The sequence below is a fragment of the Enterobacter cloacae complex sp. P47BA genome, from assembly GCF_014930485.1.
Lineage (GTDB): Bacteria > Pseudomonadota > Gammaproteobacteria > Enterobacterales > Enterobacteriaceae > Enterobacter > Enterobacter bugandensis.
Genome location: NZ_JADBRF010000021.1, coordinates 1 through 22504 on the forward strand (window position 1 = coordinate 1; position 22504 = coordinate 22504).

A 22504-nucleotide genomic window follows, 5' to 3' on the forward strand; every position below is an offset into this window, starting at 1 on the left:
TGGTAAAGGAAAGGCCCTGGAGATACCCCACAGCCCCGAAAAAAAGCCAGTCAGTTGCTTAACTGACTGGCATTAGAGCGTTGCTCACCTTTTTTATTTATTCCGAATCAATATCTTTGAGTTCGTTTTCAATAGCCTTCGCGTTTGGATTATCTTCCGGCTTCAGCTTGCCGCCGTTGGCGATAAAGTCATGATTCTGGAAGTACGCTTCACGCACCATAATGTACGGATCGGACGACTGGCGCAGCAGACCGTCTGAATCAAGCAGTTGCGCACGGGTTTCAATCCCTTCCACCGTCCATTTACCCACCGACAGCGGCCAGGTCAGCCACGACAGAACCGGATACAGCGTATCGACCATATCGCCGCCATCATCACGCACGGTGAAGCTGCCATAGAACGGCAGATGGACGTAAGGGCCGTAACCGACACCATAATGCCCCAGCGTACTGCCGAAACGGTGCGGCTGTTCACGCTGCAGTTTCGGGTTTGCCATACCTGCAACATCGATAAAACCACCCATACCCAGCAGGGAGTTCAGGAAGAAGCGCGTAAAGTGCACCATCCCCTGATACGGATCGCCCTGCAGGAAATAGTTGACCATCACCGCAGGCTCTTCGAGGTTGCTGGTAAAATTGCTTAACCCGTTACGCGCGGGCTGTGGAACGTAATCGCGCCATGCTACTGCCACCGGGCGAACCACATACGGGTCCAGCACGTTGTAGTTGAAGCTATACATAGAGCGGTTAAATCCTTCGAGAGGATCGGAGCGTCCCGTTTGCTCCCCGGAGCTGGCGCAGCCCACAAGCATCGTCGCGCCCAGCGCAAGCGCCGACAGCCGAAGTTTCATAAATATCTCCCTGTTCAGTATGGCTATCGTTAATTGCCATCCGTAACGGAGCGTCTGGCGCTCCGTCTGAAAACATGCAAGTGATTGTAACAGCACGTTTACCGATGTCTATGAGTACAGTTACGGGCAGTAATCACCGTGACTCTGATCTCAGCATAGCCTGACTTTTGGAATTCGTTTCGCTGGCAATTTTATAATGTCTTTGAACAAGATGTATCACCTTTGTTGTCATTCCCGCCAATTTAAGAGCATCCCCACAGGCATCCCGATAAAAGCCGCTACGCTTAAAAGAAAGATCAACCTCCGGGAGCAGATATGAAAGAAGTGGGTGAAGACAAAATTGGCGAAAGTAATGAGGAACATGAAATTGAAAGCGAGGAGAAAGCGCGCGGGGAGGAGATAGAGATTGATGAGGATCGCCTCCCCTCCCGCGCGATGGCAATTCACGAACATATACGCCAGGACGGGGAAAAGGAGATGGAGCGCGATGCTATGGCCCTCTTCTGGTCAGCTATCGCGGCTGGACTGTCAATGGGCGCCTCGCTGCTTGCTAAAGGGATATTTCATGTGCAGCTGGAGGGCGTGCCCGGCGGATTTTTACTGGAGAACCTCGGCTACACCTTCGGCTTTATTATCGTCATCATGGCCCGCCAGCAGCTGTTTACTGAGAACACGGTGACCGCCGTACTGCCGGTGATGCAAAACCCTACTCTCGGCAATTTTGGTTTATTGATGAGGCTCTGGAGCGTGGTTCTGCTGGGAAATATCATCGGCACGGGCATCGCGGCCTGGGCATTTGAATATATGCCGATATTTGATGAACCCACCCGGGACGCGTTTGTGAAGATCGGTATGGATGTGATGAAAAACACGCCAGTCGAAATGTTTTCAAATGCCATTATCTCTGGGTGGATTATCGCCACAATGGTGTGGATGTTCCCTTCTGCCGGTAGCGCTAAAATCGTGGTGATCATACTGATGACCTGGCTAATTGCGCTGGCGGATACCACGCATATTGTGGTCGGTACCGTTGAAATACTTTACCTGGTCTTTAACGGTACGCTTCACTGGAGCGATTTTTTCTGGCCGTTCGCCATTCCGACGCTGGCGGGGAATATCTGCGGTGGAACGTTTATCTTCGCGCTGTTAAGCCATGCCCAAATCCGTAACGACATGTCGAATAAACGCAAAGCCGAGCTTAAGGCGCAGGCAGAAAAGGATAAAGCAGCAAAAAAATCAACCTGAATGGTGACTCTTTGAGCAGTCAGGCGGCAACGCGCTTAACGCAAAGTGTAAATAACGCTATACTCGTGCCGCCTCGTCCCCTTAGTTAAATGGATATAACGAGCCCCTCCTAAGGGCTAGTTGCAGGTTCGATTCCTGCAGGGGACACTTTTATCTTCCTCTGTTTTTAACCCAAATTAGTCTGTTCGCTGCAAAAACTCATTGAGCAGAAGCATCCTGCTTTATTTGAGCATAACGCGTTGCCAGTTGCTTTAGGTGAAGCTCAAGTTGGGTCTTTTCTGCTTCAGGGAGCGCACTTCCTGCAGGATACTGCGACAGGCGCCTGAGCTGCTCTTCAGCGGGTATCGCATGGTTAAATGACTGCATAGTCGAAAAAACCACGGATTTAAGCTCACTCACGGTTAGATATTTTCCTTTTTGCTCATCCAGACTACTCAGCCGATCACTCAGTTGCTGAAGCGTCATCATCCCCTGATACCAGCTGTTCATTGCGTCTACGGGCAACGCCGTCGCGTTAAACTTTTTTTGCCACTGTATTATCAGCGCTTTAGCCTCTTCGGGCCGTAATGTCTGGAGCTGCTTTAACAGCTGTAGGCTGTAGGAAATATTCCAGTCAGGAGACAGTTTATCCAGCCGTGCAAGCTGCTGCTGCGTATCTGAGATAAACGTAGACGGTAACGTTCCTCGCTGCGTTAACGCGTTTTGCTGAACAGGTGTGAGCGCTTCAGGTAATGGTGCCAGCGAGGCAATGGCCTGAGTCGTTAAGGGATCGGGTCTGGAGAGAAAGCCCCCACCCCACGCTATGGCGACGCAGACCAGCAGCGCAGAACACATCCCGGCGACAAAGGGCTTCCACTGCCCGGCAATCCGGGAGGGCATCACAGGTTCCTCACCGTTCGGCTCATTTTTCTGCTGGACAACATATACCCTTTTCACCGCCTGGATCGGTTCATCCTTTTCCAAAGGCGCTTCCCTGTCGGGCTTCATCTCATGCGAATCTGTTATTCCATGATTTTTTTCCAGTCTTGCCGCATTAGAATGTATCACCGTTCGTAATGTCTCGAACTGGCTAAGGTGTTTAAGCTCAAGGGTCTGGAGCACCGCCCCCAGCCTGGAAAGCAACGCTTCAGCGTTATATAGCTCACTCAGATTGCTGTCATCCAAAGTGAGCATACGCATGAGTTGCTGCAGGCGCTGGCTCAGGCTGCTAAGGATTTCCATTCGCACGTGTTGCGAATGCGGCCAGAAAACCTCCCACTGGTGGCTAATCAGAGCCTCCAGGATCGCCAGCCCCTCATTCAGGCCAGCGACTCCAGACTGCTGCGTACGGGCGAGGGTGTACCAGGCTGCAGTCTGCAACTCAACACCGTTTTGCTCGAATAATGAAAGGCAGCGTTTTTCAACGTATACCCAGTTCACGTCCGGTCGAGCGGGATGGCTTAATTTACTCAGTTCATCGCGAAGGGCGGCATAATCCGGAAGCGTGCGCGGGTCGCCGCCGGTTTTTAACGTTATATCTATAGTCATTCTGGAGGGCCTGCATATTCGTGTCAGTTGATTTCGTCAGTTGATGAAATAATGTTATCGCTATGGCAACAGCGCTAAAATCAGACCGAAAAAAATACCTTCATCAAATAATTGTCCTGACCGGGATGGTGCATCTGGGGGAGTGAAGATCCAGTCACTTCCCCCCCCTACCCGCATAAAGAGCCGCCCTTGAGAAATAACATTTTCTCCGGAACAGAAAGTCACCTCGACACAACCGGCGACGCCCTGTCCATACAGAAAGATCGGCATAAACTTTACCGCCCGACTGTCATAACGAAGCACAATACCGGAAATCTCAAAAGCCCCTCCCTCCACCAGCAGGTCCGAAACGGAAGCAGAGACAGTGCTCACATTCAGTCCGGTACCTGTGAGCCACTCATCCATCTGCTGCTGAAGTTGCTCCATTCGCAGGCGAAACGCTGCAATATCTGCCTGAGTTTTACTGACTGGAGGAACGGGTGAAGGTTGACTGGCCTGCAGTTTTTTTATGAATTGTGATTTTACTGACATAGTGTTTCCTGGCCTTAAATACGGGCTGTGGTATCGAGGTACTGCTGTTGCCTGAGGTGCCTCAACAGAACCCGTCCTTCGGGCATAAACTCAGTGCCATAGCGCACCAGGCCAATCCCCTTGAGTTCAGCGTCAATGGCATAGCGCAGTTCGCCTGGAACTTTTTGGTCCAGCAGAACAACATCTATCTTCTTCAGTCGAGGTTCATATTTGAGCAAGACAGTCGACAGCGTGCTCATAAGTTCATGGGCCGTCCCTGGCATACCCTGAAGGATTTTCGTCATATCGGGCAAGCCGAAGTCAGGGAGATGCGCGAGCGTGCCGGCGCGACAGTTGAGAACGCGCTGCATATTATCCAACACTGAGAGGATGACCTGATTTTCTTCACTCACCTGGTTGAGGTTGAGGCCACCGGAAAAATTTCCGGTTAGCATTTCATAGAGCGAAGGTGTGTTATGTCCGTGGGGCATCAGTTGTCCTTAAGCGGTTGCAGCGTCAGATGATTCTCGCCAGCTTCCAGAGTACGCGGTTTATCCGGATCCAGGTCGCTGCGTTTAATAACCTGCTTCCAGGTGCTGTTGACCTCATCCGGATGGCGGAACAGCCCCACCACAGCCACAAACTGCGCAGCTTCTTCCATCGGCATATCAAGGCTTGCATCACCGCCTGGTTTTACCACGACATCACGGCTCGCTAGCATATCGTCTTTCAAAATGCTGCTATCATCCTGAAGCAGTTGCATATAAACCGTCTTATCAAATATTTTTCGATCTTTAAGCTGGTAAACCCGCACCACGACTGGTTCAGAAAGCGGATTACTTTCTCGGGCATCAATGTTCAGCGCCTCACGTGCAGTGAAATCCAGATGCAGTATTTTAATCTTTTTATAGAACACAGAATTAAACGCCGATTTGGTGCCGTCGGTGACGCTCTGCGCCACGCCGCAGCCTGTCAGGCTAATCGCCATAAAAGGTATAATCCAGCGCATGGTCTTAATTAAACTTGTAGGTAACACGTCGATTTCCTTGTTGCGGTTTCGCAGGCTCCAGCCCGCGGTAATCACCCAGTTCTGTCGTAAAGGTATCGGGTATTTCATCCGAAAGAGTATCACCCTCTACTCCCAGCACACCGTTCATTCCCAGCCAGAAAGGGCTTTCGCCCAGCGGTGGAACGGCCAGCAGCCGGACTGAAGTGGTCAATGTAATTCTGGCCTTGAACCGCCAGCCCAGGTACACCCGGAGCATGACCAGGAAATCCTGATACAGCTGGCCGTCCGGCTTCCAGCCCTGCGCCTCCTGTTCGTTTTCCGTCGCGAGCGCAACCAGCAACTGGCTGCTGGCATCCATTGCTTCGTCACCCAGCGGGGTATTGCCGTCCAGTTGAAAATCGTCATCACCGTAGAAGCCCAGTTGCTGACTGACCTCCACCGGTCGAAGGCAGTATGGACTGACCTTCACGAGAGTATCCGGGGCCAGCAGTGTCACCAGGGCCTGCATCCCCTCCTGGGTTTTGCCCGGCTGCTGCAGAACCCCGAGTAACGCCAGAAAGCGGGAAACCGGGGTGGCAATGTGGTTTGCGGTTCCCGGTATGCCCAGCCCTACCAGCCCCAGCAGCGACTGTGAAATGCTGTCCGTTCCCCCCGGCTCAAACGTTGCGGGATAGGAGTATTTGCGCCAGATGCGGTAAAACTGCGTCAGGATGCGATGGCTGAAGATATCCAGAAAACCCTGCAGCGCTTCATACCCTTCACGACGCTGAGTGATATCATCGAGATAGGCTGTCGGCAGAGGTGAGTCGACACCGTACATCCCCATAAAGGTTGTGCGGATGAGCGGTGGTCTGCTGTCATCATCCTCGGCATACTCGACAGCCTTTAGCTCACTGGATGGGAATCCCATCCCCGAGTGCGGTGCAAAACGTACCGGGTCATCTGCGGGATGGCTGGTCGAGCCCATCAACGGCTTACCTGGATTGCGCTTCTCCAGCAGTTGACAGAAACGGTAAAAGTTAATGCGGTGAAGATCCGCCTCCAGCCGTGGGCTCAGCCGGGAATACGGCGGTTGTGCTTCTCTTGCCATTCCAGGCGTTCTCCGGTCGGTTGCAGAATGATAATCAGGCGGTTAAACAGATAAATGTCGGTGTAGAGCGCAAAGAAACGACTCAGCATCTCACCAAACAGGCAGATGTCACCGCGCCCGGCAAAGCCATGGCTGTCGAGCGTCACCTCAATCTGCACGCCGCGCACCAGGTAGCCCTGCTCAAAGCGTTCGGTTTCACTGTGCTTCACGTCAATGATGGCTTCCAGGCGACGGCGGTTCATCTCGCTGTCGGTCCACTCGTACAGCGCCAGGGTGCCGCGCAGCACGTCGGCGTTATCCATCATTGACAGGAAGCCGCTGCCAAGATGACTCAGTACACGCCAGTGAAAGCGATCCTGCGCCGGGGGATAACAGGGCAGCGTTGGCGCACACAGGTTACGCACGGCGATACTGGCCGAGGTGGTTTTCATCACCGTATCGAGCACGGTACTCTGCAGCGCACGCCGTGGTAGCTGGCCGTTGGTGCCCGTGAGCGTCAGGGACAGACTTTCATCTTCTGGTACCGTGTGGTTATCAAACGCTTCGCCGCCCAGAATAAGCCAGGTGTTGTACAGGCCTGACGGGCCGCGCCGCACACGAGTGTGATAATAATATTCCGGGGCTTCATGACGCATCATGCCGCCTTTGTGACGGAAGCTCGAGAATGGCACGTAGGTATGCTGGCTGGATGACATCACCGAGTCCACAGAGTAAATCTCAGTATGGCCGTCCTGCACCCGCATCGGTCGCAGCATGTATTCGGTCTGCAGGGAGTTGAGCGTCAGCGGGTCAGATTCCAGCGGGAACAGGTTGATCACCGGCACACAGTTCAGGCGCAGATGCTTTTCGGTAAAGCTGAAATCATGCTCCCAGCGTTCTGCCAGCACCACGTCGATTTCAAACCAGGGGAGTTCAGCCGGAAAGACTACGGTCTCCAGCCCACGCAAGCCGGTAAACATGAATTTCTCACGGAAGGTGAAGTACTCCAGCAGCAGCTGATAGCCGCTAAAGCTGCTGCTTCCCTTCGGCCACAGGACGTCATCATCGCCAAAGCCCAGCACGGCGAAATACCCGTCGAGCGGTCTTCTGTCCATGTCGCCCGGCATACGCAGCCAGAGGCGAGCTGTATTCATGGTAAAGGCTTCATGCATGGCGCAGGCCAGCGGTGCATCAGCGTTGAAGTAGAGCGGGATCTGGCTGAGATCGATACGACTCCAGTCGGCAAGATGGCTGCAGTTAAAGCGCAGGCTGATAACCGAACGCCCGTCAGGGTCAGTCGACAGGCGGGCTTGCTCCAGCGACAACGGCAGGAGCGTGATCTCTTTGGTTGTGGTGTACCGACAACGCGTGGCCTTCTCGCCGATCGGCCGCGAGTTAACTTCGAAACCTTTGGCGATGCGCATCTGTTCTTTCATCTCGCGCCAGTCAGGGGTGAACTCCACCACCGACATCGACGGTATGGTGCGCAGATAATGCGGCCACAGCAGGCTGACCAGCCCTTCGGTCAGTTCAGGCAGGTCGTCATCGAGCTTTTCACGCAAGCGCCCCATCAGGAAGGCAAAGCCCTCGAACAGGCGTTCAACATACGGGTCGCGCGCTCCGGCTTTATCAAGGTTGAGCATTGCTGCCTGCTCGGGGTGAGCACGGGCAAACTCTTCGCCGGCTTCCAGTAGATAGCGCATTTCAGCGTCGTAGTAACGCAGGGTTAAGTCGTCCATAAAAAACCTGAATATAGGAATGTTAAAGGTAGCCAGGCGTTTTTATCCGCAAAGCACCGCACTACTTGCCGGGTCGAGCGCAATCAGACCGGCAAGAAGCTGGTCCATCTCAGGCTGAAGACGTGATTTATCGGTTTCACTGCGTGTAGCTTTCATGCGTAGCAGTCTGAGGCGACGGGATTTCACTTCAAATAACAGGGCCGGTGTCCACTGCGTGAGGGTGATTGACCGTGCGGCGCTATCGAGTTCACCCAGCAGATGCAGGGCCAGCTCATTTTTACCCTTTTGCTCGGCTATGCGGGCCATCAGCAGGCGCAGCAGCCATTTGTCTTTTGTAGAGTCGCAACCAGGACGGGTCTGGAGCCAGTGAAGGGTGGCATCCAGACCGTCAGTGTCCGCTTTATCCAGCGCTTCCGGCTCGAGGAGCAGGATATCGTTATCTGTCTCACCAGCAGCACTGACCGGCTCATCCCGCCAGTTGGACAAATCGTCCAGCACGCTCTGATTTATCCAGTTGAGCGTGACCTCATCGGCAAACGGCGTTCCGTCATTAAAGGCCAGCGTTTCAAGTCCTGTGAGACGGCTCAGCAGCCCTTTCAGATCGGCGATGATGATATCGGCCAGCACATCGTGCCCCAATTTCACCAGAGCCTGGTGGATATACCACTGCAAATCCAGCCAGAGGTGATTAGCGCCACGCGAGAAGGTGCTGTCCGCCTGCTCCAGTATCTCCAGCCAGCTCTGCTGCAGGTACAACCGTTTAAGCATTGCCCGCTGGTCAGCCCGCGGTGGTTCGATACGTGTTTTCCCTTCGGCATCCGGTGCAGGGATCGCTCTCAGCGTGTCATGGCGCAAGCTTTTCATCAGCCGGTGTGCGGCTAGCCAGCCATCAGGCTGCTCGCGCAGATATCCCGTCAGGGTACGGGCCTGGGCCAGCAAATCCTGACCGGAGGTGATGCGGCTCAGAACCGGCGCATCTGACTCGGTCGCATGCGTAAAGGGCTGTGACTCCGCCTTATTCCCTGCGTTCTGCGGTACCACGGCATCCACACCACCGGCCTTCATCAGGCGAGACTCCAGCCCGCTGTACAGGGCATTCAGCTCTGGCCGCGACGCTTCCGGCTCTGTCTCCAGGCTGTCGCGGATCAGCAGCAGCGCCCCGGAGGTCCGCTGCGCATCCTCGCGCACGACTTCCGGATACAGTGACAGGCTGTCCAGGACACGGGTACCGGCGAGCCATTCCAGCGCGGCCTTGCGGCTGCGGTCCCGCCGGGGATGGAGCTGCGTGCCGTAGCGCTGCAGCAATCCCGCCAGCAGCTCAAGTCCTTCGGCAAAGCCGGTTTCGCCATCCTGGTGCAGTCGCGCCCAGCAGTAATAGGTCGCAATCCGGATGTCTTTGGCCGTGGTGGTCAGTAACTTTTCAGCAAGCGTGCATATCAGTTCGGTATCAATCCCGGAGAGCTTATTAACCTCTTCGCGGATACGCTGAAAATCATCGTCATATCCCGGGTCTTCCCCTGTCGGACTGGCAACGCTTACCGGAGCAAGCCAGGGCTGCCAGTTATCCGTGCGCGTCTGCGCCTGTTCACGCAGCTGAGCATCGTCAGCCTGACAGGCGGTAACCAAATTCTGCAATGTGCTCATTATTCGACGCCCTCCATGTCATTGTTTTTCGTATTAGCCATCAGCGCCTGAGCGGTGACCGCGCTGTCGACACTGAATATGTGATCCGGCAGCGTGAAACCACGCAGGTCCAACAGCGCCAGCGGGCCTTTTCCGAGCTGGGAGCGCAGCACCCACTGCAGGGTGCGACCATCCGGTGCGGTAAAGCTCATCATCCACTGGCTGCGGTCAAGCTGCTGACGCTTGCTCAAGTCCAGCCAGCGGATAAAGCCCCAGGTCCCGCTGTAATCCCCGAACAGGCGCGCACCGGCGTTGACCGTGATCCATGTCAGCATCGTTCCCGGCTTGTAAGTCTCTCCCGGCCAGCGGAAGCTTTGCCAGTCGGCCATCTGGTTGAAGTAGTGCAGCTTTTGTCCATCAATGGTTAGCTGCGTCTCCACCACCTGTGGCACAGGACGCGCCTGCAGCTCAAAGCTGATGCCCTGACTGCCATCGGTGAACAGGATGTCTGACAGCTGGCTCAGCTGGTTAATGGCCCGCAGGAAGGCCGGGTTAAAATTCAGTCCCTGGCTGTTGACCTTATCCGGTACCCACTGGCTACCCTCTTTGTGTAGCACACCGTTGAGCTCTGTCGACAAGAAGCGCTCTATCCGTCCACTGTCCTTACGCACAAATTCAGCCAGCATCGGTAAAGAGGCATCGCTTTTGCTGGCAGCAAACGGGAAACGACCGTCAAAGGCAGTTTGCCAGTTCGCGACAACCGAACGGCTCCATTTGTCATTCAGACTGGCTGCCGACGGCTGAAGCACGGTCTCCCAGGCCTGGGTCAGCGGCTGCACAAACATTGTGCTGCCAAATCCGCTCCACTCCTCGCCAAGACTTGCCGAAATCAGGCTGCCGTATTGCTGAGTGTCGGTGAGGTCCACGCTTTTGCCCTGGAATACGGTCTGCGCCAGGGTCTGCATCATTGCCTGCGGGTCAGAAGCGCTGGCCACCTGCTGCAGTCGCAGACGCACGCGGGTGATACGGGTCAGATACGTCTGCAGACTCAGGGAGTTGTCCGCCGACATGACATTACCACCTTTGTTTTTACCCAGAAGCTGTAGCAGCGGGCCAAAGGTATCGTCCAGCGGCCCCTGCGGCCCTGACGCAGACTGATCAATGGCAGGTTTATCTTTTCCACCGACGAGATCTTTAGCCGATTTGATGAGGGAGTCCGAAAGACCTTCGCTTTGCTGGCCTGTCTGTCCCTGCCAGGCGAGGGTATTCATCAGGGCAATCAGTGGCGACTGGCGGACATCGCTCATCAGCGTAAGCTGGTCGGTAACGTCCGCAATATTGTTTGCCGGGTTCCAGTGCAGGCTGTTAAGGAAATTCAACCAACTGCCTGCAAAGTCAATGAAATAACGCTCTGTCAGGCGTGCTTTGAGCGCTTCCGGCGACAGATCCGCCGATACGGCTTTACGGGAATCACTCAGCACCCAGTCAATTTCATCCCGGCGGGAATTTGCAGCCTTTTCGATAGCCTGCTGAATGCCACCTTCCCAGGCCTGGCGGGTGAACATGCCCGGCACGACCTCCTCGGTAGTAAAAAGTCGACGCGCATCGGTACCGCTGGTCATGTCCTCCAGGGAGACATCGGCGAAGTTACGACGCACTGACTTGAGCATATTTTCATACAGTGTGCTTTCAGCGTTACGACGCCCAATTTGCTGCAGCAACAGCTGGCGACTCTGGCTGACCAGCTGCGCATCCGGTGTGATTTTCCACTGTGGCTGCTTAGGCAGTTCGGTGATGTAGAAGGCCCACAAATCCGGCGCCAGGCTTTGCCACAGACCGGTAGAAATACCCATTCGTGTCGGCTGCACGGTTTTCAGGGTCTGCACATAAAACGCGCCGTCGACTTTATCCGGACGGGCCATCATCAGCCAGGCTTTAAGCTGGTCATAACCTGGCTTCGCCAGCTGTGCACGCTGGTCGCTGTTGGGGGCAGAGTTTGCCAATGCGCTGAGTTTTTGTGTCAGCGCCTGATTCGCCGGGTCGCGTATCAGGCGGTTGTTTGCCACGCCGTACCAGGGCAGCAACGCATCGAGCAGCTGCTGGTTATGGTCCAGACCGAAGCGCTGGTACCAGGGCGCTCCTTCCTGAATACGGTGCTGCAGGCGGCCGGCGTCATTACGTAGGGTATGCAGAGCCGTGAGCTGGTAATCCGATACGGAAGAATGCTCCACCAGCGCATGCGCCTGCTCGGCAACAGAGACTATCTGCATGCGGTTGATCGCGAACGACAGCAGTATTCCCGCTCCCCAGATACCGATGATAGTCATCAGTGTCCAGGCCAGCGTCTGTTCCCAGGCCATACCGACACGGCGGCCACGCACACGGATGCAGTCATCCACAATGCCCTGCCAGGTTACGGGCAGGGCGAGGGCATGGCGTTGTGATTCGGGGATATATTTCTCAGGTTCGGCTGTCCCCTCTGTAGTATGAACAGGGTAACTTTCCGGCAGGCTGAACATCAGACCACGCAACGGAACACGCTGCTGAGAGGCAGCCAACCATGGCACCAGTTGTTGAGTCCAGCGGGCGATACCGCCGTCTTTGAGGTACTGGCCCAGACGCAGCAGGAAATCGTGGCCGTTGTTCTCAGCGACCTGACTCATCCCCTGTATCCGCAATGCAGGCAGCATCAGCTCAAGCTGACGGCTAATATCGTCAGCTTTGGCACGCAGCGGGAAACGGGCTCCTACCGCCTGTTCAGTACGTTTTGCCTGCGACCATTTGCTGTCACACAGTTGCCACAGCCAGACCGGCGCGGAATAACGGAGCAATTCGCTGATTTTTTCCAGCCCGCGTAAATCGTTGTCGCTAATCTGAGGGGTGAGATTAAGCGACTGCGGTACGACGCGAATTATTCCGTCCAGAGGACGACCGCGACGCAGTTTACGCAACGCGGTATATTTCTCCCGGCCAGGCTCTAATGCCAGGCTCCCGCCGTAAATCAGCACGGTGCGGTTGCCTTCAAGCCACTGGCTTTCCTGCAGGCCTGGTACCAATTGCTCTATAGCGGCTTCATTGCCAGTGACGAGCAGCAGGTGGACTTTGCGTCGCCAAAGGACGCCATAACGAAGATTAAGATGCTGTTTTAAATCGGTATAATCTCTGATGGTTGTACTCACATCTGGAGTTGTTTTAGTTTCAGCACTTGAGGGTTCCGGTGGTAAATAAATGAGTTGTTTTTTTCTTTGCTTCCAGCGCCAATAAAAAGGAGAGCAAATAGTGCCTAAGAATAAAAAACCAAATACACCACCCCACACCGACCAAATTTGGCGATATGTCAGTCCATATTTAAGCAAGGCATCTTGATTAATAAATAGTAAAAACGCAGTTATACCCGCAAGGCCAACAATTAAAACAAGATAGCCCCAAGATCCATAACGTGCTGACTGTAATTCCTTTTCCTGGGTCATAAGTAAAGTTTCCGAGTAATCAAACAAAGCAGTCTGGACTGAGGTGATGCCTGAATAATTAATAATTGGTTAGCTTCAGTCTTTTGAGCCGCGTCAACCAACAATGCGAGTGAAACAGGGAATACCATTTCACCAGGGGGACCAAAAGAAAAATCAATCAAATTAAAAGGATGTTTCTCTAGAAGTTTCCACTGACATCGATCGGCATACTGAATCAGTTTTGAATTAATATCAGCAGGAATACCAGAAAGCCAGACATGGCGTAAATCACGCTTGTCAATTCGATTGTATTCAAAAAGCATGTCTAAATCTTTTTCAATATTCTCATTATCCACAGGCATAACACGGCCTAATCCGGCAAGTACCGGTACAGCATGTTGTCTGGAAAAAGTTGAGGATGATAAAAGCTGGGCAGAGACCATTTCGCTGGATTGTTTCGATACACCTGCCAACCAGCATTGGAAACTAAGAACTAATATCAAACCATCAAAATTAACGTTATCGTGGAATTTTCCAATACACTCAACGGAACAATTTACTTCAGGAAGCAGATCCCATTGAGACAGAATAATCTGGCATACGTTCTTTTTGTCCCAACCAGAGGGTTGCAATACATAAATAGTATGCAAAAATTTCCGATAACCAGGATACTGTTGCTCAAGCTGTTTGTCGATCATATCAGACAAAACACGAAGGGAGCCCCAGGAATGTGACAACGACCTGACTTTATCTGGATATGCTGGAATATCAGACAGAGGTCCAAGAAAACTCGCGGCCCCGTTTTCCTCAGGAGTAAAGATAACATTACCAACCACTGACAACTGCTGTCGGCTCCAGTGCTGCCATAAAGCCTTAGTTCTATCAGTTTCTTCTTTCCAGGCAGAAAGAGCGCTCCTTGACTGCTCATAACGGTTTAGCGCTGCGCCAAAAATACATAACCATATGAAAAATGCCGGAAGTAGCAGGAAGAATACTATTTTAGTATATGCCTCCGTTCCCCACAAAGAAAAACCAAAAACAGAACAAACCATTAAAATAGAAATAAGAACAATCCCCCATCGCTTGTATGACAAGCTGGCAATTGTACTTTTTTTGGGTACTTTGGGGATAGGCCACATAATATCAAGACTCAATAGTATTTTCGATGTGAGAACTAATGACTCTGCATCCACAGGAACAGGCGCAGTTATTAACAACAACGTTAATCCCATTTTCTGACGCTCCGGGATCACCTTCTTTTATCGGATTAATTCCGTGTTCTGGACATGAAACCAAATCACCGACCAAGGCAACCTGAATACCATTGATAAACATTGTCGACGACGCGGTAATAACCTTTCCACCATGGGTGGTATCATCACCCAGGCAAACAATTCCAGGCATATCTTCCTCTTTTTTAAAAATTAATTTACGACAATATAATGGTTTGCGACCAAGACAGCGCCCCACTTAATTATTATCGATAAAATTTTAATTTTCTCTGTATGAAAATACATAATCAAAACGCGCCGGGGCGCACGCGTACGCTACGGCTGATCGTGTCCCAGAAGGCGATAATTTCCTCCTTGCTGTAGGAGGTTGGCGGCATGGAATCATTCTCCAGGGTCAGAATAAAATTGGGAGTCTTGTAGCTGGCTGTCATTTCATTGATGAACATATCAAAGCCGTAACGTGGCTCGTCCTGAGATGCCTGTAAACCCGTTGCCAGAAACTCCTGGGCCTGCAGTCCGTTAATACTAAAGGCCCCTTTTCTTTCCACATGGCCACGGTACAAGTTACTCTCTATCTCACCTGCTCTCTCCAGCACCGTGTCTTTTTCTCGGGTGAAGTTATCAGTAGAAAGAATAACTCTGATATGTTCCAGTGTTTTACTTTCAAGCCCAACGGAGATATCTTCCCGTTCCCTTGCCGTCGGGTCGGTGGCAATAAACGCATGGGTGATACAGGAACCTGGTTTCGTCGGAATGACGTCATTATCCCTGCCACTAATTCTCGCCATCAGCGACTGCATCTGGCTGACGTCACTTGTGACATAGTTTCTGGCGGGTCGCCCTCTTCGTTGCTCATTATATACAGAGCTGGAATCATTAATGGTTTGCTTCTGAAGTTTAATAACTACGCCATTAGTATATAAATAGCCTTCCAGTGTTCGAATAAAATCTGCGGTACCCCCATTATCATTCCGTTCAAAAATCACACCATCCATACCGTCCGGCAAAGACCAGACTTTTTTTAAAAAAGGCATATCCTGAGCGTCAATAGTTTTACTTTCTCGCAGAGCCTTTTCACGTAATGCGATTAACTGCTTAAAACCCGGATGATACATTTTCTTTGTCGCCAGATAGGTTTTATACGTATCCTCAGGCCGGGAAATCACCGCCGCCCAGATATTATTATCCAGCGGTGCAGCGTCATTATAAGCCGTAAAGGATGATGGCAGGTCGAGCATATAGCGCCCGACGCAATAAGGTTTCATTTCAGCGTTTATTTTGTTCATGGTTACCTGCTGTGATGACGTCAGTGTCTGCGGTGATGGATTGTAAGGGCGAAAATACTGATACAACCCATATCCCGCTACGATGAAGGCGACCAGGATCATTGCTTTTTGTTTTATCTTATTCATGGTAAGCAAGCCCTGTATTTTTCACCTGCTGTGCAATTCTTATAATTGAGCGAAGAGTAAACCAGCGCGCATCCATGGTGTTGTCAGGTTTGTAAGCCCCCTCGTGGTCAACGCCCACACCGAGCTGGGCCTTTAACTTCGGAGAATTAATCACTGCCGCTCTGACCGGTACAGTGCCGTCACCGTCTTCCACAGGAGGTAATAATTCATATTTGCGGCTAACATACCCTTGGTCCGGTGTTTCCAGCGTTGCATAGCGAATGGTCTGGTTAAATTTGTCTGCCGGGTAGAAAACTTCCCCCTGTTCGCTGACCTGCGAGCGGTAAGCTTCTGGGGTATGTTTTCCACTTATGTCCTTCCAGTGCAGTTCGGCATAAGAAGGGTATTTTTTCCCGTCATTTCCATAAAAGGCATAGGTATATTCATGGTAATGCCCATTAAGCCCCTCTATAAATATTTTGACTTTACCATCAATAATATCTACATAAGATTGCCAATCTTTTTCCAACTGGAGCTTATCCATCTTTTTGTTATCCGGATTAATAAAGCGCTCCTCACATAACCCCCACCACGCCGATCGCTCAGTGTAGATATCTTTGTAGGGGTCTGTCTGAGGCAAAGGCTGTTGAAGACCCTCGACGTGAAACCAGCCCATACCGTATCCTTTGCCAGGCAGGAGCTGTAAAGGGCCCGGCGATTGCGCCAGTACAGGGGTCATTTCAGCGCCACTGCTGCCAATCACTAAACCAACCGGCACTGCCTCTCCCGCTTTCATACGCTTATAGGCCATCGGGGCACCGCAGTCCGGCATCACCCCGTGTACAATACCCAGAATATTTTTCTTCCCGTAATCACCATCCAGCAGTTCTGAATAGTAACGAGCAACCAGCCCTCCCATTGAGTGGGTCACCAGAATAACCTTTTCGCATTTGCGTCCGCTGGCTTTGTAATCGTTAATGATGCTATCAATGCGCCCGGCAAGTGCTTGTGCAGAATCCACGTTCGACTGCAGCCAGTTATAGCCCACCGCATGGACCGGAAAGAGGTACTGATAGCTCAGCGCCACTTCGTCAGAGGTCAGGTTACTCTCGCCAATTTCGGCCCCCAATTGTTTATCCATCAGCCTCTCACGCAGAGTCTGGCTGCCATTTTTGCTGGTCTTGTTTTTTAACATTGTCTGGTTATCGTTCAGCGCTTCCTGAAGCCAGGGAAGGAAAGTGCCGTAGCTCATTGCCCCCACCTCCCCCCAGCCTCTCTCCCGACGCGATGAAAATAACAGCCGCTCTTCCGGACTTTCGGTCTCGATTTTCCCGCTGGGATCGACAACGGTTTTGGTAGGATCCAGTAATTTTTTTCTTTCCTCGGCGCCCCGCACTAACCAGGATTTCATGCTCCATGTTCCATCTACTTTCCAGATAGACTTGCCGTCAGGACTCATCAAATTACTCCCCATCACCCCCGGTAAAAATACAACCGGGATGACTCTGTCCGGCATCTTATAAAGTTTGAGCCATTGCTCCTTTTCTTTCGGCGTGGCAATGACCTTATAGAGTGGATGACCAAACTTGTCGTACCCCAGCAGGACACTATTGCTGTCAGTGGCTTCAATCATCGGTTAGTCCTCATCCTTCAGGTTTATTTGCATCAATGCAGGGTCCATCAGGTTTTGCTTTTCCCCACGGCCGGATGCCGAGGTCATTAACTCCTGCACGGTACCATCGCTGTGCGTCAGGCTGATTTTCTGACCCGCTACGGGTGTCTCAGAATAGGGCCACAGAACTTCAGGCCCCATTTCAAATTCGCTGCTCTCCCACTTCTGGGCCGCCTGACTAAAACTCTGTCCACCAAACTTCTGCCACACCGCCCCGCGCTCGATGATTTTGTCCGGCGCCGCACACTCCACCGTTCCGTCCGCTATCCGGATATATCCTCCGCCGCTCGTCAGCACTATCTCCTGCTTCGCGCTGATGATGAGTTTTCCCTCACTGCTGCTGATGCGGATATCCTTCAGCGCATCCAGCGTCATCTCATCCCCCTGCGCCTGGATCTCCACCTTCCCTTTGCCGGCAAACATTTTGATGCCCAGCTTTTGCGCATACAGACTTACCCGCTCCCCGGCCGCCACGGTGAATCTTTTCAGTGCGCTGAAATCCGTGTGCCCGCCGCTGGTGCTGATGATGTTGTCTCCCGCCGACTGCTGCAGGCTTTTCCCTGTCACCTGCGCTATTCCTTCCGGCGCCGAGACCAGCAGCGCCGCTTTCTTTAAATCCGTCAGCGCCTCTGACAGCAGCGCCTTCTGCGTCTGCACATCTGCCAGTTCAGCCCTCGCCGCTTCTGCCGCGCTGCGTAACGCTTCAGCCAGCGACCGCGCCTGCTCCAGCTGGCTCATCGCTGCCTGCATCTCCAGCACCTGACCCTGCGCTTTCATCTGGCCATCAGCGCTGATAAATATCCCTTTCTGCGCCCGTATCGCACCCCAGCTGTCCGTCCTGAGCTCAAACCCCTCACCGCGCTGCTGTTTTTCGCTGTCGACCAGGTGACCCAGATTCAGCTGGCTCTTGCCACCGTACTCCGTGCTGACCTTGATATGCTCTTTTCCGCGCTCGTCATCAAGGCGGATTTTGTTGTTCGCCGGGGTGCGCAGGACGTTGCGTTTGTAATTCTGGATAGTGACGTGGTCGCCGTGCGCCGAGTCATGCAGCACGCCGGCAATGTACGGCCGGTCCGGGTTACCGTCCTCAAAGCCAATCGCCACCTCGGTGCCCGCCAGCAGCGGCAGGTGCAGGCCGTAAGTGTCCCCGGCATACGGGCGTGACTGGCGCACCCACAGGCTTTCGAATCCCGTCTCCCAGCTGTCACGATCAAACAGCATGTTGACGCGGTAGCGCCCGTCCTTATCGATATGGCCGTATGTGTCATTTTCGGTGGTACTGGTGACGCGGGCCGGCAGCGTACCGGCCATCACCGGACGTTCTCCCGGCTCGGGGCGGAAGCTGAAATCCGGGCTGTCCGGAATACCGTCAAAACGAAGGCTGAAGTCTTCATCCCGCCGCGCGTGGGTCTGCATCGCCGTGATGACCACGCCCTGCGCAAACACCTCCGCCACTTCATACCCGCCGGTGACTTTCAGTACCTGGCCCGGCGAGAGGGTCGGACAGCTGGTAATGCCCTGCGCCCGGGTCTGACCATTCAGGTAGCGTTCGTGACGAAGGCGGGCATAAAACGCCCCGGACTCCGGGGCCGGATTGCGGTCACAGGTGCTGCCCGGCGTCAGGTAGTTATCCGCCCAGTGATAGGCATCACCGTACGTGGTGACATCCCCGCGGGTCGCATCCACCAGGGTGTTCATGTCCTGCGTGGCCTGACGGTAGTTGTAGTCCCGGGTGCTGACCTGCTTCTGCACCACGTTGTGATGGCTCTCCATCCCCCACACCGAATCCACGCCATGCGAGTGCTGGCCTGACGGCGGCACCGACGGCAGGGTCAGGCCTTTTTCATACCCCTGCTGGCTGTCGTAAAACTCCACCACGTCGATGTTCAGGCGCGTGTCGGTGGTGAAGCGGAACCAGATACCGACCTCACCCAGCAGGCGGGTGATGAAGTGCAGGTCATTCTCGCCGTACTGCATCACCTGCTCACGGCGCGGATACTCTTTAGTGAGCGAGAACAGAAAATCCTGGCCGCGCATACCGTGACGTTCGCGCAAGATTTTTTCCACGATTTGCGGGACCGACATGTCCTGGTAAATGGCGTTCTGGTGCGAGCGGTCAAGCAGCGCCAGTCGCGGCCGGAGCGTCAGGGCATAACGGGTTTCGTCTTTTGATGTGCTGAGGCGTTCAAAACCGGTCACCACCCCCTGAAGGGTGCGCACGGCCTGCTGCACTCTGATGCCGTAACCCTGGTCTACCGGGGCCTGCAGCGTCAGGGAAGCCCCTTTCATCAGCATCATCTCTTTACTGATGGCGTGGTTACCGCTGGTGAATTCAATACGGTAGCGGAACGGTGTGCTCAGGGCTTCATCGCCTTCAAACGCCAGCACGTCGAGCGCGGACTCACAGCCTTTCACCGCCAGCAGGTGGTGGTTATGGCTGAACCTTAACGGAGGATTATTACTCATGCGTCCACTCCTTCCTGAACGTCAAATTCCAGGCCAATGCCCTCTTCTTCGCTCCAGCTCAGGTGTAACGACCGTGGTTTTTGTCTGTCGGCCATACGGGTCAGCAACTGCTGGCTCAGCACCGGCAGAATTTGTTGATTCAGCAGGCTGTCGATATTGCGCGCCCCGGTATCCGGCAGCAGGCAGGCGGCGGTCAGGGCGTCATACAGGCTCTCATTAATCTGCGTGGTCAGGCCGTAGTGGCGATGCAAGCGCTTGCTAACCTGTAACAGCTTCATTTCCACGATGGTACGCATGGCCGCTTCCGCCAGCGGACGGTAAATCACGGTCTGGAAGCGGGCCAGCAACGCGGGCTGGAAGTGGTCACGCAGGATCGGACGCAGCAGTTCGTGCAGATCGCCTTCGGTGGATTCAGGTTGTTCGTCCAGCAGCTGCATCAGGTGGTCGCTGCCGAGGTTGGAGGTCATCAGAATAACGGTGTTGCGGAAGTCGATTTCACGACCTTCACCGTCGCGCATAAAGCCACGGTCGAACACCTGGTAGAACAGGTTCATCACGTCGCGGTGCGCTTTTTCGACTTCATCGAGCAGCACCACGCTGTACGGTCGCTTACGCACGGCTTCGGTGAGAATACCGCCCTGACCGTAGCCAACGTAGCCCGGAGGGGAGCCCTTCAGCTGGGAAACAGTATGAGGCTCCTGGTACTCGGACAAGTTGATGGTAATCAGTGATTTTTCACCGCCGTACATCACGTCCGCCAGAGCCAGGGCGGTTTCGGTTTTCCCCACCCCACTCGGGCCCACCAGCAGAAATACGCCCTGCGGGCCATTCTCGGAGGTGAGACCCGTTTTTGCCGCACGCAGACGCTGGGCGATGGCCGCGAGCGCCACATCCTGCCCGACCACACGTTTGCCAATTTCATCTTCCAGGGTAAGCAGTTCGGTCTGCTCATCTTTCATCAGCGATGACAGCGGAACGCCTGTCCAGTCAGCAATCACATTGGCAACGGTGCGCACATCCACATCTAGCGAGAGCAGCGGGTTGCTGTGCTGCATGCCGTGCAGTTCCTGCTGCAGCGCGTGCGTCTCGCTCTGACGGGAGATGTCCTGGCGGCTTTCCAGCAGTTGTTCGGTGAGTTTCAGTTCCTGCCCGTATTGAGTTTCAAGCTCGTCGAGAGCAACGATAAGATCGTTCTCTTCCTGCTCAATGACGGTCAGGCGTTCACCATGGCTCTGATTGCCGACAGCAATATCTTCCAGCAGTGCCTGCTTCTCCATTTCAAGAGAGGTGATCTGCGAGCGAATGCAGGTCAGCTGCTCCGGCACGGTGTCGAGGCTCATGCGGACGCGCGCTGCGGCGGTGTCGAGCAGGTCAACTGCCTTGTCCGGCAGCTGGCGGCCCGTCAGATAGCGACGAGAAAGCGTAACTGCCGCGCGCACCGCATCGTCGGTAATGTGCACGTTATGGTGCTCTGCGTAGCGGGATTTCAGACCACGGAGCATCAGACAGGCGGTGTCGTCATCCGGCTCGTCCACTTTGACCATCTGGAAGCGGCGCTCCAGTGCGGCATCGCGTTCAAAGTACTGCTTGTACTCACTCCAGGTGGTGGCCGCAATGGTACGCAGTTCACCACGCGCCAGCGCTGGTTTCAGCAGGTTCGCTGCATCGGCGCCGCCTGCCTGGTTGCCTGCGCCGATGATGGTATGCGCTTCATCAATAAACAACAGGACCGGGGACGGGGATTGCTGCACCGCGTCGATGACGTTTTTCAGCCGCTGTTCGAACTCACCTTTCACGCCCGCGCCGGCCTGTAGCAGGCCCAGGTCGAGGGTACACAGAGTGACCGTTTTCAGGGATTCAGGCACATTGCCCTCGGCAATACGCAGCGCCAGACCTTCAACCAGTGCGGTTTTCCCCACGCCCGGCTCGCCGACCAGAATCGGGTTGTTTTTGCGGCGACGAGAGAGGATGTCTACCATCTGGCGGATTTCTGTGTCACGGCCAAACACAGGATCGACCTTTCCTTCCTTCGCTTTGGCGGTGACATCAAGGGTGAATTTATCCAGCGCGTTCTGCAGCGCAGGACTCAGTTCCCCCTCTTCCATTTCCTCACCAGCCGGACGCCCGACAAACTCCACCTCACCACCGTGGCTCTGTGCCAGTTCAGCTTCGCGCTGCATTTCCGGACGTTCATCCGATTGCGCATCCAGCAACGGTCTCAGGCGCTCCAGCTGGCTCTGGCCAAGCGTTAACAACGGCCAGAGGCCGTCACAACGAGCCAGTTTTGGTTTTTCCACCAGCGCCATCAGCAGATGGACGCTGCGAATGTGCTCTTCACCATTGAGTGAGGCCAGTAGCCAGGCTTGCTGCATCAGAGTCTGGATGTCTTCTGAGAGCTGGGGCCGATGGCGCACGGAGCGAGGTTGTTTATCCAGCCAGCCGAGCAGATCCTGCCAGATGCCATCCATATCCCACTCGTAGCGGCGTGCCAGCACAGTGAGATCCCCCTCGCCTTGCTCCAGCAGCTTCAGCAGCCAGTGCTCCGGCAGAATTTCGGCATGGGCACGGGTCTGGCAGAGCGATGCCGCCCCTTCCATCGCGCGGGCGCAGTAAGGGTTCAGACGACGTAACAGGATGGCTGGATTTTCCATGAGATTCTCTCTTTGTCGGTTCCTGGACACGCTACCGCCCCTCGCTGTTCACCAAAGCGCATAAGGTCAGG

At 54.0% G+C, this 22504-nt stretch carries 16 protein-coding genes and 1 tRNA gene; 2 read left to right on the forward strand and 15 right to left on the reverse strand.

What is annotated here, in order from left to right:
• Positions 1-97 precede the first annotated feature (97 nt).
• Positions 98-850, reverse strand: a complete 753-nt coding sequence (mlaA, locus tag IM299_RS19095) for a phospholipid-binding lipoprotein MlaA (protein WP_041908870.1) — start codon at positions 848-850, stop codon at positions 98-100.
• 315 nt (positions 851-1165) lie between these two features.
• Between mlaA and IM299_RS19100 the strand changes: the two genes are divergently transcribed.
• Together IM299_RS19100 and IM299_RS19105 are read left to right on the forward strand one after the other, a co-directional pair.
• Positions 1166-2095: a formate/nitrite transporter family protein gene (locus IM299_RS19100; protein ID WP_041908869.1), complete on the forward strand. Its 930-nt coding sequence runs from the start codon at positions 1166-1168 to the stop codon at positions 2093-2095.
• Between the two features lie 75 nt (positions 2096-2170).
• A tRNA-Arg gene (locus IM299_RS19105) sits at positions 2171-2242 on the forward strand.
• A 51-nt stretch (positions 2243-2293) separates the two neighbouring features.
• On the opposite strand, the gene IM299_RS19110 is transcribed toward IM299_RS19105, so the two are convergent.
• From IM299_RS19110 to tssH, 14 genes are all read right to left on the reverse strand, one after another.
• Entirely contained in the window at positions 2294-3622 is a 1329-nt protein-coding gene (locus IM299_RS19110) for a VasL domain-containing protein (protein WP_193357949.1), read from the reverse strand.
• A 60-nt stretch (positions 3623-3682) separates the two neighbouring features.
• Complete coding sequence (locus IM299_RS19115; protein WP_060571933.1) at positions 3683-4153, reverse strand: hypothetical protein; 471 nt, start codon at positions 4151-4153, stop codon at positions 3683-3685.
• 14 nt (positions 4154-4167) lie between these two features.
• Positions 4168-4623, reverse strand: a complete 456-nt coding sequence (gene tssE / locus IM299_RS19120; protein WP_041908863.1) for a type VI secretion system baseplate subunit TssE — start codon at positions 4621-4623, stop codon at positions 4168-4170.
• Positions 4623-5168, reverse strand: coding sequence for a type VI secretion system lipoprotein TssJ (gene tssJ / locus IM299_RS19125; RefSeq protein ID WP_063437052.1), 546 nt, complete (start codon positions 5166-5168; stop codon positions 4623-4625). Before tssJ ends, tssE begins: the two co-directional genes overlap by 1 nt.
• On the reverse strand, positions 5146-6231 hold the full coding sequence (gene tssG / locus IM299_RS19130; RefSeq protein WP_063155677.1) for a type VI secretion system baseplate subunit TssG: 1086 nt from the start codon (positions 6229-6231) through the stop codon (positions 5146-5148). Before tssG ends, tssJ begins: the two co-directional genes overlap by 23 nt.
• On the reverse strand, positions 6195-7949 hold the full coding sequence (gene tssF / locus IM299_RS19135; protein ID WP_048958002.1) for a type VI secretion system baseplate subunit TssF: 1755 nt from the start codon (positions 7947-7949) through the stop codon (positions 6195-6197). The genes tssG and tssF overlap by 37 nt, the downstream gene beginning before the upstream one ends.
• A gap of 42 nt (positions 7950-7991) precedes the next feature.
• Positions 7992-9593: a type VI secretion system protein TssA gene (gene tssA, locus IM299_RS19140; RefSeq protein WP_193357950.1), complete on the reverse strand. Its 1602-nt coding sequence runs from the start codon at positions 9591-9593 to the stop codon at positions 7992-7994.
• Positions 9593-13042 carry an ImcF-related family protein gene (locus tag IM299_RS19145; RefSeq protein WP_193357951.1) on the reverse strand — a complete coding sequence of 1150 codons (3450 nt, stop codon included), beginning with the start codon at positions 13040-13042 and terminating at the stop codon, positions 9593-9595. The genes tssA and IM299_RS19145 overlap by 1 nt, the downstream gene beginning before the upstream one ends.
• The gene (locus IM299_RS19150; protein WP_227013177.1) at positions 13039-14253 is read right to left on the reverse strand and encodes a hypothetical protein; all 1215 of its coding nucleotides are present in this window, start codon (positions 14251-14253) and stop codon (positions 13039-13041) included. Before IM299_RS19150 ends, IM299_RS19145 begins: the two co-directional genes overlap by 4 nt.
• Positions 14165-14425, reverse strand: coding sequence for a PAAR domain-containing protein (locus tag IM299_RS19155; protein WP_193357952.1), 261 nt, complete (start codon positions 14423-14425; stop codon positions 14165-14167). The genes IM299_RS19150 and IM299_RS19155 overlap by 89 nt, the downstream gene beginning before the upstream one ends.
• Positions 14426-14540: 115 nt before the next feature.
• Complete coding sequence (locus IM299_RS19160) at positions 14541-15665, reverse strand: T6SS immunity protein Tli4 family protein (RefSeq protein ID WP_193357953.1); 1125 nt, start codon at positions 15663-15665, stop codon at positions 14541-14543.
• Positions 15658-17277, reverse strand: a complete 1620-nt coding sequence (locus IM299_RS19165; protein WP_193357954.1) for a hypothetical protein — start codon at positions 17275-17277, stop codon at positions 15658-15660. Before IM299_RS19165 ends, IM299_RS19160 begins: the two co-directional genes overlap by 8 nt.
• Positions 17278-17280: 3 nt before the next feature.
• Positions 17281-19782, reverse strand: a complete 2502-nt coding sequence (locus IM299_RS19170) for a type VI secretion system Vgr family protein (RefSeq protein ID WP_193357955.1) — start codon at positions 19780-19782, stop codon at positions 17281-17283.
• Positions 19779-22433 carry a type VI secretion system ATPase TssH gene (gene tssH / locus IM299_RS19175; RefSeq protein ID WP_193357956.1) on the reverse strand — a complete coding sequence of 885 codons (2655 nt, stop codon included), beginning with the start codon at positions 22431-22433 and terminating at the stop codon, positions 19779-19781. The genes IM299_RS19170 and tssH overlap by 4 nt, the downstream gene beginning before the upstream one ends.
• Between the last annotated feature and the right edge of the window lie 71 nt (positions 22434-22504).

Bases quoted from the DNA above. Each gene is read 5' to 3' on its own strand.
- mlaA (WP_041908870.1), bottom strand. From the start codon at position 850: ATGAAACTTCGGCTGTCGGCGCTTGCGCTGGGCGCGACGATGCTTGTG.
- IM299_RS19100 (WP_041908869.1), top strand. From the start codon at position 1,166: ATGAAAGAAGTGGGTGAAGACAAAATTGGCGAAAGTAATGAGGAACAT.
- IM299_RS19110 (WP_193357949.1), bottom strand. From the start codon at position 3,622: ATGACTATAGATATAACGTTAAAAACCGGCGGCGACCCGCGCACGCTT.
- IM299_RS19115 (WP_060571933.1), bottom strand. From the start codon at position 4,153: ATGTCAGTAAAATCACAATTCATAAAAAAACTGCAGGCCAGTCAACCT.
- tssE (WP_041908863.1), bottom strand. From the start codon at position 4,623: ATGCCCCACGGACATAACACACCTTCGCTCTATGAAATGCTAACCGGA.
- tssG (WP_063155677.1), bottom strand. From the start codon at position 6,231: ATGGCAAGAGAAGCACAACCGCCGTATTCCCGGCTGAGCCCACGGCTG.
- tssF (WP_048958002.1), bottom strand. From the start codon at position 7,949: ATGGACGACTTAACCCTGCGTTACTACGACGCTGAAATGCGCTATCTA.
- tssA (WP_193357950.1), bottom strand. From the start codon at position 9,593: ATGAGCACATTGCAGAATTTGGTTACCGCCTGTCAGGCTGACGATGCT.
- IM299_RS19145 (WP_193357951.1), bottom strand. From the start codon at position 13,042: ATGACCCAGGAAAAGGAATTACAGTCAGCACGTTATGGATCTTGGGGC.
- IM299_RS19150 (WP_227013177.1), bottom strand. From the start codon at position 14,253: ATGGGATTAACGTTGTTGTTAATAACTGCGCCTGTTCCTGTGGATGCA.
- IM299_RS19155 (WP_193357952.1), bottom strand. From the start codon at position 14,425: ATGCCTGGAATTGTTTGCCTGGGTGATGATACCACCCATGGTGGAAAG.
- IM299_RS19160 (WP_193357953.1), bottom strand. From the start codon at position 15,665: ATGAATAAGATAAAACAAAAAGCAATGATCCTGGTCGCCTTCATCGTA.
- IM299_RS19165 (WP_193357954.1), bottom strand. From the start codon at position 17,277: ATGATTGAAGCCACTGACAGCAATAGTGTCCTGCTGGGGTACGACAAG.
- IM299_RS19170 (WP_193357955.1), bottom strand. From the start codon at position 19,782: ATGAGTAATAATCCTCCGTTAAGGTTCAGCCATAACCACCACCTGCTG.
- tssH (WP_193357956.1), bottom strand. From the start codon at position 22,433: ATGGAAAATCCAGCCATCCTGTTACGTCGTCTGAACCCTTACTGCGCC.